Raw genomic sequence first — 13,126 nt, 5'->3', positions numbered from 1 at the left:
GGTCGGAGGAGATAGCTCAGCGCATTCGGGTGCTTAGGTGATTAGCGATAAGTGATGTCTTTGTACATGGGCGCAAGTAGGGCTAATAACTGATTTTGCGCACTGATGCTAATCTGTTGTTGTTGCATCACGTCAATTAAGTTTTCGACTAACGCATCGTAATGCGCCAAGGTAATGTTAAAGCCGGTATGGCTTTCTTGCATGGTGCCACCAGTATATTCACAAGGGCCGCCGCTGATATTACACAGCTGCTCGGCTAATAATCGGCGAAAACGTGCAATATCGGTATCGGCAAAGTGATGCACGATGCGTTGATCTTGTTCAATTTTTTGCAATAAACCATCGGTAATGGCGGCAATACCCGGCTCACCACCGAGTTGTTGATACAAGCTAGGTTGGGGGTGTTGGCTACAAGCCGTCAACAGTAACGCGAAAACTAAGGGGGTGATGGTGCGCATTACCAGGCTCCTTCTACTGAAATATAATAACCTTGTTGCTGATCAAAACCGGCAATACTGCCAAGGTCGACATAGCCACCGACCACCGACACATGCTTATTGATAAACCACGCGACAAACAGATCGCGCCAATGTTGCTCGGTAGCAAAGTTTAATTGATCAGGCTTTTGTTTAAATTCAATGCCCAGTGCCACGTTATAATTCAGCAAAACTGCCGCTGAACCTTCAAAGACAAACTGGTAATTGTTATCGCTAGCACTGCCAAAGCCGAGTAAACCGGTTTGGTTAGCTTTAGTAGCACGCACTGTGCCGTTTAGCAGCAAATTGCGCCCGGCAAATTGGTCAAACAACACTTTACTGGCAGAAAAATAAACATCGACACCACTATCATCACGAGCGCCAACCGCTTGCGGTAAACCAAAATCACGGTGCTTTTTATACTGTAAGCCAACGCTGATTTGCGGCAAAGCCGTGTACAGTAGTTCTCCGGCGATATGGTATTTAACACCAAAGACATCTTGGCGTAATTCACCGCCAATGCTATCTAATTTGAAGGTTTGCCGGGCAACCGACCATTCCCATTTATTGTCATAACTGACGCTGGCGCCAAACACATTTAGCGTGAAATCATCAACACCGACGCGGCTCGTAAAAGCGGTGGCGCTCCATTCATCACTGCTGCCATAACCGTTAATCACTGCCCACGGCACAATACCGCCGCCAGCACTGCCTTCAATGCTACTTGCACCGCCTGTCGCCACGATTTTGCTGCCTGCAACACTGCTCGCGCTGGCAAGTAGGCAACAAAGGGCTAATGTAAAACGCGTGATCATAGAGTATCTCCAGACTACACCCAAAGTGGCAGCTGCTTAGGCTATTACCCCAGGCGTTTTTTTAGCATAAATAAACTTAACTACCAAAGCCGCGCTGAGGTGCACGGGGCTTTTCATTGTCTTCGATGGCTAAGGAAAAGGTGAGATGGTTCGTTTCATCTGGCGTAACCACTTGCTCAGCTAAAGCCTCAACTTGCCATGGATGCCAGATTTTTAAGCGAAGTTCACCCTTTGGAACCTCAGGAAAGTTTACTTTGCCCTCACTATCGGTAACGAGTAATAACGGGTTTTCGCCGATATAGATATAAGCCAGCATATAATCATGAATATTGCAGCCAAGAACTACGATCCCGGGCTCGTCAAATTGAACGGGCGCCTCAGGCTTACCGGAATACAGCTGGATCTCAAAGGTTTTAGCACTAGAAAAAGAGTAAACGTGATGTCGGGTTTTGTCGCGATTGGGAAAGTCGATCAGATTACCTTGTTGAATCGCGGTAACAAAGGGTACAAATACAAGATCTTCTTGTGCGACATGCGCTATTTTCGCTGCGGTGGTCGTTTTAAAATCAGGGCTGATAATTTCAATCACCGCATCGGCCAGCGGTTTGTTAGTCTGATCTAACACGGTAATGCTGACACCTTGGCCTTGAGAAGCAAAGCTAGCAAAAACAAGCATCAGTATGCCTAGTAGTGAGGAATGAAATTTCATGTTGGACACTTTTTTAGTGGGATCTGGTTTTTACTTTAAACTACGGCTGGCTTAAATTCAATTTTCTCCCTAAATCATTAGGTTATCACCGCCTTTTTTAAAAGAGTTCATCGGTTATTAATATAACAGGGCTATACTTTAACAATATTGAGGAATTTTCCGCGGTTGACGCGAGCAAGGAAGGGGTATGTCAGGGGCTTCGTCTTTATTTACTCGGCTGTTTGGGCAGCTCAGCTGGGCGGCACCGGCTTGGTTAGCCAAGCTACAACAACAAGCGAAAGCGAAGCCGAAGCGTTTTGGTGCGGCTTTACTTATTGTGTTGTTGATGCTAATGAGTTTAGCGTTATTCACTCGCTATTATTTGCAATTGCCCAAAGCACCGCAGGTGTTAGCGCAAGTGATCGCGCCAAGCCAAGGTGAGATAGTACAACAGGTAGAACAACCCACGCCGTTATTATTGCGCTTTTACCAAGAAGACCCCGCCAGCGATAACGCGCAACTTGTCGATGTTAACCCCGCCCGGATCAGTTTACCGATAGCTACTGCAAACTTAAGCGCAGCAAAGCTGGCTTTAATAGGTGAAAGCCTGACGGTAGGGGATACGCTCACACCCGCCATTCAGGGCCAGTGGCAATGGCTGGATGATAACCAATTACAGTTTTTACCCGAGCAAGCTTGGCCAGCGGGTCAGCGTTATCAGATCACACTGCCTAAAACCTGGTTTGCCGACAAGATAGCTCTCGCTACCCGCAAATGGTCATTCGACAGTCCGGCCCTTAATGTTGCCATAGAACAACTGCAGTTTTATCAAGATCCCGAGCAGGTTTCGGTGCGACGCATTTTAGCCACGCTGGCTTTTACTCATGCGGTTGAGCAACAAAGTTTGCAAAAAGCGTTGAGTTTAAACTTGCCGCAAAGCGGAGAAAAAGTGGGTAGTAAAGCGCAGTCTGTTGCTTATACCCTGCAAAGTGCTGAGCAAGGACGGGTTTGGTATCTGCAAAGCGAACCGATCAGTTTGCCTAAGCAAGCACAATTTTTAACTTTCGAGCTCGCTGCTGGCGTTAAAGCGCAGCATGGTCAAGGCCGCACGCAAGAGGCGCAACAGCAGCAAGTGTTGATCCCCGATCAAGCTACGGTGTTGCAGATCAGTGATGCGCAATTGCAATTAGTGCGTAACGCCCAAGCAGAGCCTGAGCAAGTATTGCAATTGAACCTGACTGATCGGGTGCGTTTTACTGATCTGACGGCACACTTACAGTTATATCTGTTACCGATACATCCGGCGAAACGCACTTGGACGGCCGCAGAGTTAACGCCGGCCACCTTAGCACAAGCCCGGTTATTGCATTATCAGCTAGAGCCCGGTGCTTTTGCCCATCAACAAGATTTTGCCATTAAATTGGATTTACCGGCGCAGCGGCAATTGGCGGTGATAGTTAAGGCGGGTTTACCCGGTTTAGATAATTATCAACTAAGCCATACCTATCAACGCATACTGACGCTACCGGATTATCCAAAAGAAGCGCAGATCAGTGGTGAGGGTGCGGTATTAATGTTGTCTGGTGAGCAAAAGCTGCAACTGGTCAGCCGCGGCTTACCTCAGCTAAAAGTGCGATTGGCTAAGGTATTACCGCAACATCTTAATCATCTAATTAGCCAAAGTGGCGGAGATATCAGCAACCCCTTTTTTTACAATCGCAGTTTCGGTGCGGAAAATCTTGCGGCTATCACCGAGCAGATCTTTGAAATCAATAATCAGACACCCCAAAAAAATCAGTTTTTAAGTTTAGATTTAAAACCTCATCTGCAGCGTGAAGGCATGGGCGTGTATTTTGTAGAGCTATATCAACACGATCCGAAGTATCCGGATTGGTTAGGCGAAGTATTAGATAAGCGGCTGGTGTTGGTCACCGATTTAGGCTTGATGGTGAAACACCAACAAGACAGTAGCCAAAAAATCTTTGTGATGTCTTTAGCCAGCGGCAAGCCGGTGAGTGGTGCCAAGGTGCAATTGCTTGGGCGTAATGGCTTGGCGGTATACAGCGGCATCACCGATAAGCAAGGCCATGTGGAGCTGGGTGTGACTAATGGCTTAAAAGAGGCGGAGCAGGCCACCGTGTATTTGGTCCAGCACACTGAAAACGGTCGCACCGACAGTACGTTTATTCCGTTTAATCGTTACAGTCGACAACTCGATTATTCGCGCTTTGCGATTGATGGCGAATATCAGTCGGGCAATGCGGCTCAGCTTAAAGCCTTTATGTTCAGCGATCGTGGCATTTACCGGCCGGGTGAAACGGTGCAGTTAGCCAGTATTATTCGCCGCAGTGATTTAGCACCGGTAACAGCCAAAAACCTCAGCTTACAATTGCAAGTTAACGGGCCTCGAGGCAATGCGCTGCATCAGCAAAAATTCACTTTATCAGCGCGTGGTTTACAAAGTTTTCAGTTAGACACCGCTAAGTTTAGCGATACCGGTGAATATGATGCCCTCATTATGTTAGTGGATGCGCAAGGCCGGCATCAACAATCACTCGGTGATGTCAGTTTTCAGCTAGAAGAGTTTTTACCCGACACCTTAAAAATAAGTAGTCAGTTTAATCAACAGGCAAAAGGTTGGTTATTGCCTGAGCAATTAAGTTTAGCACTGCAACTCGATAACTTGTTTGGCAGTGCCGCACAGCAGCGGCGTGTGGCTGCCCGTTATGTCTTGATGCCCAGCGCATTTCAATTTGATGCTTATCCAGATTATCAGTTTGGGATCCCAAATGAGCAGAGCTTAGTCGCGCAGCGCGAGAATTTAACCGAGCAACAAACCGATAGCGCTGGCCAGGTGACTTTTAGCTTACCGCTGCAGCGTTTCCAACAGGGCCATTGGCAATTGCAAGTGTATGTTGAAGGGTTTGACAGCGCCGGTGGGCGGGCAGTGCAGCACAGTAATGGCGCGCTTATCGCGACTAGCCCAGTATTAATTGGCATGAAAGCCGATGGTGCGCTGAATTTTTTAAAGCAACAGCAAGCTCGGCAATTACATTTTTTAGCCATTAATCAACAGTTAACACCGTTAGCACAAGACCATTTAACGCTAAAGTTCGTGCAAAAAACACCGTTATCCAGTTTGGTGAAACAACCCGATGGTACCTTGCAATATCAAACGGTGTTGCAGCAAAAGGTCATAGCAGAGCAAGACTTCAGTATTGCCGAGCAAGGGCAAACTTATCAGTTGAATACCGAACAACCTGGCGATTATCAGCTGCAGCTGTTTAATACGGCAGGTGAGCTGGTCAGTCAAACCGATTACACTGTGGTCGGTAATGCTAATTTGACCGCGCAACTCGAGCAAAATGCCGAGTTACAACTAAAACTTAGCAAAAGCGATTATCAGCCGGGCGAGTGGTTAGAGTTTAGTGTAACGGCACCTTATACCGGTAGTGGTTTAATCACCATTGAAACAAACAAGGTCGTCGCCTTTCGCTGGTTTCAAGCAGATAGCAGCCACAGTATGCAGCGCATTCAAATACCGGCAGACTTGCAAGGTAATGCTTATTTAAATGTTAGTTTTGTGCGCGCAGCCGGTGCGCCTGAGCTGCTGTTAAGCCCACTTAGTTATGCGGTGCAACCCTTTAATATTGCTCGTGCTGCCAGAACCTTGCAGCTTAACTTAACGGCACCGGCGTTGATCCAGCCCGGGCGAGAATTTAGCTTTAGTTTAAGCAGCGATCAGCCCGCCGATGTGCTGCTGTACGGTGTCGATGCCGGTATCTTGCAGGTAGCCGCTTACGACTTACCCGATCCACTGGCGTTTTTCTTACAAAAACGTGCCTTACAAGTGCGCAGTATGCAGATGCTTGATCTTATTTTACCGGAATTTAGCGCCTTACAACGTTTAACGGCAGGCCCTGGTGGTGATACCGAAAGGCTAATGCTTTCGGCGGCTCGATTGAAAAGTGACACCAATCCGTTCGCCCGTCGGGTGGAACAACCTGGCGTCTTTTGGTTAGGTGTGGCGAAAACCGATGCTAATGGCAGTGTGCATCAGGCGCGATTACCCGATACCTTTAATGGCACGGTGCAATTAATGGCCGTGGGGGTCTCTGAGCAGGCGTTAGGAGCGACTCGCCAAGACGTGTTGGTTCGTGGGCCCTTTGTTCTGCAGCCCGATGTATTGACGGCAGTAGCACCGGCAGATGAATTTGAGATCAGTTTGTCGATCAGTAATATGCTCGATGGCTCAGGTAAGGCGTTACCGTTAGAGGTTAAGACAACGGTGAGTCAAGGCTTAACCTTGCTCAGTGAGCCAACGCAAAGTATTACTGTGGATGAAGGGGCTGCACAGGTTCTGCGGCTGAAATTAAAGGCAAACGAGCAACCTGGCGAAGCCTCAATTCGGTTTAGTGTGGCCACGGTTGATGGCCTGCAGAGCAGTCAACGAGAGTTGAGTTTAAGTATTCGCCCGGCACAGCCTTATTTGCGGCAATTGCAGTTTGGTTACAGTAAAAGTGGGCAGCAACAACTGAATGCTACGGCCTTGTTGCCGGTATTGGCTGATCGGCAGCTTACGGCGGGTAGCAGCCCGTTACTATTGGTCGACCGTTTAAGTCATTACTTGGATACTTATCCACATGGTTGTACTGAGCAGATGGTTAGCCAAGTTTTTCCTTGGATCCCCTTGGTTAAACAAGCGCATTTCCAAGCGCAGTGGCCACAATTAAATGAAAAATTTGCTAAGCTGCTGCAAGCCTTAGCCGAACGGCAACAAGCCGATGGTGGCTTTGCTTTTTGGCCAGGTCATACCCAAAGCGCAGATTTCCCCTCGTTGTATGTGATCCAGTTTTTACTGGAAGCGGAGCAGCAAGGTTTTGCCGTGCCACATTATATGCTGGAGCGGGCGATGCATTATTTACGGACCTTAAGCCAAGGCGCTGGTGCTAATCTTTATCAAGCGAGATTACGCGCCCAGGCAATTTACTTGTTAAGCGTAAAAGGTGAGCAAGTCAGTAATGCCTTAACACACCTGCATGAGCGCTTAACACGGCAGCATGAACAGCGTTGGCAATCAGATATTTTGGCAGTGTACATGGCGGCCAGTTATCAAATTTTACAGCAACCTAGCTTAGCGCAAAGTTTGCTGAAGCCTTATCAAGCAGGCAAAACCTCGTTACTTGAGCGCGACTACAAGCCGGTTAATCGCTTGCCACAGCCTTTTGCTAACCCTGAGTTTCAATCACAGTTTAACTTAGATAGCCAGTATCTGTTGTTATTAGCGCGGCATTTCCCAGAGCAGGCAGCACAGCTTAGTAGCGAGCAACTGTTAACACAGCTCGAGCCGCTATTTGCGGGCGATTATCATACGCAAGCGGCGGCTTACAGCATTTTGGCGTTAGCGGCTTATACTGATATCAAGCCAAATACCGTATCGGTATTACCCACCTTATCAGCCGACGGCGAAAAGTTAGCGCTGTTAGATAACTGGCCTTATGCGCGCGCCACTACGGATAAAGCCGTACAGCAATTTAGCTTAAATGCAGCGTACCCATTGTTTTATGCCTTATCAGAGCAAGGCTATGCGGCGCAATTACCGAGCAAAGCCCGGGCAGACGGTGTTGAGCTGGTGCGTGATTACCTGAACAGTGAGGGCGAGAAAATCACCCATGCGCGCCAAGGGCAACTGTTAACCGTGCGTTTGCGGCTGCGTAGCTTAACGGGGGCCACCATCAGTAATATGGTGATTACCGATTTATTACCGGCCGGCTTTGAGGTGGTGCGCAGCTCCGTACCCAGGCAAAGTGGCCTATGGCAGGCCGATTATATGGACATTCGTGAAGATCGCGTGCTGTGGTATGGCGCTATTGCACCGCAAATGACCGAGCTGACTTATCAGGTGCGTGTCAGCACAGCCGGTCGTTTTACGGTGCCGGTGGCCTCGGCTGAAGCCATGTACGACAATCGTGTGCGCGCTTACACGCCAGCCGGTCAGCTTGAGGTGAGTGCCTATCAAGCTGATCCAACTCAACCTTAGCCGTTTGCAGCTTATGACCGCTAATACGCTGGGGCACTGTCAGTGATGAGGTTTCGGTTAAAACGGCTGTGGCGTCAGAAAATAGCACGCGGGTTGGTCTTACTCGCGCTATTGGCGTTGTTTTGGTATGGCTTACCCTTTTTTACGGCCAAACCGCAGCTGTATGCCCAGTATGCACAAAGCCAAGCGGTTTTTGCCGCAGGCGGCCAATTGTTAGCACTGCGTCCGGCAACGGATGAGCGTTATCGGTTACGACTGGCGCTAACCGATATGGCCCCAGCGTTACAGCAAGCCACCTTGTTGTATGAAGATCGTCGCTTTTACCAGCATTTTGGCTTGGATCTGCTAGCGTTAGCACGAGCGTTTTCGCAAGGGGTACTGAAGGGGGGACGGCGGCAGGGCGCTTCCACCATCACTATGCAATTAGCCCGTTTGCATTACGGAATTGACAGTCAAACTGTGCTGGGCAAATTACAGCAAATTGGCTTGGCCTTGTATTTAGAGCGGCATTTCAGCAAAGATGCCATTTTAGAAGCCTATTTAAATTACGCCCCTTACGGCGGCAACATCGAAAGCGTTGCTGCCGCTAGCCTAATTTACTTTGGCAAGACTGCCGCTGAACTCAGCACGGCTGAAGCCTTAGCGCTGGCGGTGATCCCACAAAACCCGCTACAACGTAACCCTGAGCGGCAAAACGGCGCGGCACAACTTGAAGCAGCGCGAGCCCGGTTACTGCAAATATGGCAACAGTATTATCCGTTAACAGCAAGTGAGCAGCAGTTATTGCAGATCCCACTTCGTTTTAAACGCCGCTCCGACTTGCCTTTCACCGCCCCCCATTTTGTGCAAGCACTGGCTGTGCAACACCCCAGTGGCCAGTTGCACAGTAGTTTAGATTGGCATTTACAGCAGCAAGTGCAGCAACGGGTCGACAGCTATTTGCGCCAGCAACAGCGTTTAGGGCTGCGTAATGCCAGCGTGCTCGTGGTGCACCGCCCAACCATGCAGATCAAAGCCTATATTGGCTCTGCCGATTTTTATAATCGGGAGATAGCGGGGCAAGTCGATGGTACCGCGGCGCTACGTTCACCGGGCTCAGCCTTAAAACCTTTTATTTATGCCTTAGCGTTACAGCAAGGGCATATTCATCCGAAAAGCTTATTAAAAGATTTACCGCAGCGCTTTGGCCTGTTTAGTCCAGAGAATTTCGATCGCCGTTTTCAAGGCCCGTTAACCGCCACGGCAGCCTTGGTGCAAAGTCGAAATGTGCCGGCGGTCACGTTACAAGCAAAGTTAGCACAACCTGATTTTTACCAATGGCTTAGCGCTAACGGTGTTCGCTTGCCGCAAGATGCCAGTTATTACGGTTTAGCGTTAGCGCTCGGTGGCATGGAGTTGTCGATGCAGCAAATGGTGCGTTTATATGCCATGCTCGGCAATCAAGGGCAGTATCGTGATTTGCAGTGGCTTGCCAGCGATGCGACTACCAAGGTTGAAGTGACACAACACGCGAGCATAGAGGCTAAGCCGTGGGGGGAAACAGCCAATCACCCCCAAGATGTTGTTGAGATAACCGCCCATGAACTAAAGAGGGTAGCAGCAACGGAGAATAACGCCGGCTTATTGCCCGAGGCGGCGTTTTTAACCTTACAGATGCTCAGTAGTCAGCCCGCCTTACAAAATGCGCGTTTAGCCGCGATGACGGATAGCCCGCCAATCGCTTGGAAAACGGGCACCTCTTATGCGTATCGTGATGCTTGGACCCTGGGGCTCTATGGTGATTACGTGGTGGCCGTTTGGCTTGGCAACTTTGATGGCAGCAGCAACCCGAATTTAGTGGGGCGCACGGTAGCGGCACCTTTGTTCTTTTCGTTATTACCGCTGCTCGGTGAGCAACAACATGCGAATCAGCAGCTGTTTGCGGTGTCGGAAAAGCTTAACTTACGCCAAGTTGCGCTGTGTCGGCAAAGTTTTCAATTACCTAATCGCTTTTGCCCTGCCACTGAGCTGGGTTGGGTGATCCCTGGCGTATCACCGGTTGCTTTATCAGAGTTACATCGGCCGGTGCCGATTTTTCGCGCTTCAGGCTTGCGTGCTTGTTACCATCAACCGCCTTTGACCGAGTTACAGGTATTTGAGTTTTGGCCCTCTGATATTGCGGCCTTGTATCAGCAAGCCGGTGTGCGTTTACAGCAACCGCCCGCTTACGCCAGCCCATGTTCACAGTTAACCCAAAGCCAAGCACAACCGCCGCAGATTGTGTCGCCCCAAGCGGGTTTAACCTATTTTGCCCAAGCCGGCCGGCCATTAGCCTTACAGGTGCGCTTAGATGGTGCCGCCACACAGAGTTATTGGTTTGCCGGTAAGCGTTTTTTAGGGGCGGTTGGCGCGAATGAAACCTTATTTTGGTCAGCCAGTACCGGAGAATATCAGTTACGGGTACAGGATGATTTAGGCGGCAGCAGTGAAATTACGTTGAACGTGCAATAATTATGGGCAAAATGGCATGAAGCGCCAGTAAAAAAGCAGTAAACTAATTGCCTTTACCAAATTGCATGCTGCGTTAGCAGCAATGTGTACTTTCGCCAAGGGGTTACCGCAGCACTGGGCAGGTTAATGCTTTGGCTTTGTGGGTTTTCCGCTGCTGGTTTCTGCTAATAAAAGGTTAGTTTCATGCGATTTTTAACTGTTGTTATGCTGCTGTTGTTAGTGTCTTGCGCTAAACCCGAACAAACCGAGTCGACGGCAAAAGACGCCGCACAGACCAGCTTGTTAATTATTTCAATTGATGGTTTGCGTCACGATTATTTGCAACTGCATCAAGCACCGACTCTCTCTAAGCTAGCAGCAGCTGGCGTGCAGGTGAAACAGTTACAACCGGTCTTTCCAAGCAAAACCTTTCCTAATCATTATTCTTTGGTAACCGGTTTACACCCAGAAAAGCACGGTATTGTTGATAACTCTATCTATGATCCGGCAACGGGCCGTATGTTTGCCTTGAGTAAGTCAGAGGAAGTCGGGGATGGTTTCTGGTGGCAGGGTGAGCCTATTTGGATCACGGCTGAGCGCCAAGGTAAAATGGCGGCCACTTATTTTTATCCAGGTACCGAAGCTGAAATCAATGGCCTGCGCCCAAGCTATTGGTTTCCTTATGTGCATAATACGCCAAATCGTCAGCGTACCCAGCAGGTGCTTGATTGGTTAGCGTTACCTTATGCTGAGCGGCCTAAGGTCATTACGTTATATTTCAGCGATGTGGATTCAGCCGGACATGATTTTGGCCCCTTATCCGCACAAACGGCACAAGCCTTAGCCGATGTGGATGCTGAGATCGCCTATTTGATGCAAACCTTAACCGCTCGCGGTCAAGCTGATGAGTTAAATCTGATTATCAGCTCAGATCATGGCATGGCCGAAGTGGATCAGCGCAAGCATATTGTGGCGGATGAGTTATTCTCAGCCGATTTAGCGTTAAATGTGCGGCTTTCACGTGAGTTGATCAGTATTTTCCCGAAAGAGGGCGCAGAAGACACGCTGTATCAGCAAATTGCTGAGCGTTATAACCCAGAGCAGATGCGCTTATATCGTAAAGCTGATTTCCCAGCACGCTTTCATTATCAGCAGCATAGCCGTATCGCACCGATTTTTTTACTGGCTGAACAGCCGTGGATTTTCGTGCGGCAAAGTGCTTTAGCCCGCTTAGAAGCGGATCCCACTTATTTAGATCCGCGTGGTAGCCATGGTTATGATAATAGCGAACCAGATATGCAAACGACCTTGATTGCTGTGGGCCCGGCCTTTAAAAAAGCCACCGCCGTCGAGAAGCTTAGTATGGTTGATATCTATAATGTGATGGCGGCGGTATTGCAAATTGCACCGGCCCCGAATGATGGTGATCCTGCAGCCGTAGCTTTGATGCTGGCTGAGGAATAATATTGTGCAGTGTGCCCATTTTATAGCAGGTCGTTGTCAGTCCTGCCAATGGTTAGCTCAGCCCTATGCCACACAACTGGCCAACAAACAGCAGCAGTTAGTAGATGTATTGGCTGCTTTTACGCCGTTTCAGTTATTAGCGCCCATCGCCAGTAGCGAGCAGGGTTTTCGCTATAAAGCCAAAATGGTGGTGCTTGGCACGGCAGCAGCCCCATTGCTGGGGATTGTTAATCAGCAAAACGAAGCGGTCGATTTGGCCGATTGCCCGTTGTATCCAGAGCGCTTTGCTGATGTATTTGCCGCCATTACAGATTTTATCGTTTTAGCTAAACTGCAGCCTTACCAGGTGCAGCAGCGCCGTGGTGAGCTGAAATTTATTTTACTGAGTCAAAGCCAGCATAGCGGCCGTTTTATGCTGCGTTTTGTGCTGCGTTCAAAAAATCATTTAGCGGTCATTCAAAAGTATCTACCGCGCTTGTTAGCGCAAGTACCCGCTCTAGCTGTGGTCAGTATTAATTTGCAGCCACAACCTGCCGCGCTGTTAGAAGGGGCAGAAGAGATTGTGCTTACGGCAGAGCGCTTGCTGCGCGAGCAATTAAACCAGGTGCCGTTGTATTTATCACCCCAAAGCTTTTTTCAAACCAACCCCAGCTTAGCGGCGGCGCTATATGCTACCGCCGCAACTTGGGCGGTTGAGTTACAGCAACAAGGTGAGCCACTTGGACAGATCTGGGATTTGTTTTGTGGTGTCGGTGGCTTTGGGCTGCACTTAGCAAGCCAATTAACGGCAGTAACAGGGCAACAACCCAGGTTAACCGGCATTGAAATTGCCGCCGCTGCGATAGCCAGTGCCGAGCAAGCGGCCAGCGAGTTGGGGCTCACTCAGGTGGGTTTTCAAGCGTTAGACTCTGCGGCCTTTGCCCATGCCGCCGCACAGGCGCCTGATTTATTGGTGGTTAACCCACCTAGGCGCGGGTTAGGTGACGCTTTATGTGCCGATATCATAAGGTTACAACCGCGTTTTATGCTGTATTCCAGTTGCAACGTACAAAGTTTAGCGGCTGATATAGCGCGGCTAAAAGACTACCGCTTAGTCAAAGCTCAGTTGTTCGATCTGTTTGCTCATAGCAGCCATGCCGAGGTGCTGACCTTATTAGTTCGGCGCTAATGCCTG

Annotated in this window: 7 protein-coding genes; 4 read left to right on the top strand and 3 right to left on the bottom strand. The window is 49.2% G+C overall.

What is annotated here, in order from left to right; genetic code table 11:
- Nucleotides 1–41 precede the first annotated feature (41 nt).
- The 3 genes from LMJ53_RS00545 to LMJ53_RS00535 form a co-directional block, all read right to left on the bottom strand.
- Nucleotides 42–458, bottom strand: a complete 417-nt coding sequence (locus tag LMJ53_RS00545) for a group I truncated hemoglobin (RefSeq protein WP_226750118.1) — start codon at nt 456–458, stop codon at nt 42–44.
- Nucleotides 458–1,291: a DUF3034 family protein gene (locus LMJ53_RS00540; protein ID WP_229584301.1), complete on the bottom strand. Its 834-nt coding sequence runs from the start codon at nt 1,289–1,291 to the stop codon at nt 458–460. Before LMJ53_RS00540 ends, LMJ53_RS00545 begins: the two co-directional genes overlap by 1 nt.
- Before the next feature lie 76 nt (nt 1,292–1,367).
- The gene (locus tag LMJ53_RS00535; protein WP_229584300.1) at nt 1,368–2,000 is read right to left on the bottom strand and encodes a methylamine utilization protein; all 633 of its coding nucleotides are present in this window, start codon (nt 1,998–2,000) and stop codon (nt 1,368–1,370) included.
- A gap of 187 nt (nt 2,001–2,187) precedes the next feature.
- On the opposite strand from LMJ53_RS00535, the gene LMJ53_RS00530 reads away from it, so the two are divergent.
- From LMJ53_RS00530 to rlmC, 4 genes are all read left to right on the top strand, one after another.
- Nucleotides 2,188–8,019 (top strand): alpha-2-macroglobulin, encoded by a 5,832-nt coding sequence (locus tag LMJ53_RS00530; RefSeq protein WP_229584299.1) that lies wholly within the window; start codon nt 2,188–2,190, stop codon nt 8,017–8,019.
- A 45-nt stretch (nt 8,020–8,064) separates the two neighbouring features.
- Nucleotides 8,065–10,509 carry a penicillin-binding protein 1C gene (gene pbpC / locus LMJ53_RS00525; protein ID WP_229584574.1) on the top strand — a complete coding sequence of 815 codons (2,445 nt, stop codon included), beginning with the start codon at nt 8,065–8,067 and terminating at the stop codon, nt 10,507–10,509.
- 183 nt (nt 10,510–10,692) lie between these two features.
- Nucleotides 10,693–11,952 (top strand): ectonucleotide pyrophosphatase/phosphodiesterase, encoded by a 1,260-nt coding sequence (locus LMJ53_RS00520; RefSeq protein ID WP_229584298.1) that lies wholly within the window; start codon nt 10,693–10,695, stop codon nt 11,950–11,952.
- A gap of 4 nt (nt 11,953–11,956) precedes the next feature.
- Nucleotides 11,957–13,120 (top strand): 23S rRNA (uracil(747)-C(5))-methyltransferase RlmC, encoded by a 1,164-nt coding sequence (gene rlmC, locus LMJ53_RS00515; RefSeq protein ID WP_229584297.1) that lies wholly within the window; start codon nt 11,957–11,959, stop codon nt 13,118–13,120.
- The last annotated feature ends 6 nt before the right edge of the window (nt 13,121–13,126 follow it).

The organism is Rheinheimera sp. UJ51 (assembly GCF_020819615.1).
In the GTDB taxonomy this organism is placed as follows: Bacteria; Pseudomonadota; Gammaproteobacteria; order Enterobacterales; family Alteromonadaceae; genus Alishewanella; species Alishewanella maricola.
Note: the sequence above shows the minus strand (reverse complement) of the source record. Positions and strands in the feature narration are given on the sequence as shown.

Excerpts from the sequence above, each read along its gene's own strand:
- LMJ53_RS00530 (WP_229584299.1), top strand. The coding sequence starts at position 2,188 with ATGTCAGGGGCTTCGTCTTTATTTACTCGGCTGTTTGGGCAGCTCAGC.
- pbpC (WP_229584574.1), top strand. The coding sequence starts at position 8,065 with ATGAGGTTTCGGTTAAAACGGCTGTGGCGTCAGAAAATAGCACGCGGG.
- LMJ53_RS00535 (WP_229584300.1), bottom strand. The coding sequence starts at position 2,000 with ATGAAATTTCATTCCTCACTACTAGGCATACTGATGCTTGTTTTTGCT.
- LMJ53_RS00540 (WP_229584301.1), bottom strand. The coding sequence starts at position 1,291 with ATGATCACGCGTTTTACATTAGCCCTTTGTTGCCTACTTGCCAGCGCG.
- LMJ53_RS00520 (WP_229584298.1), top strand. The coding sequence starts at position 10,693 with ATGCGATTTTTAACTGTTGTTATGCTGCTGTTGTTAGTGTCTTGCGCT.
- LMJ53_RS00545 (WP_226750118.1), bottom strand. The coding sequence starts at position 458 with ATGCGCACCATCACCCCCTTAGTTTTCGCGTTACTGTTGACGGCTTGT.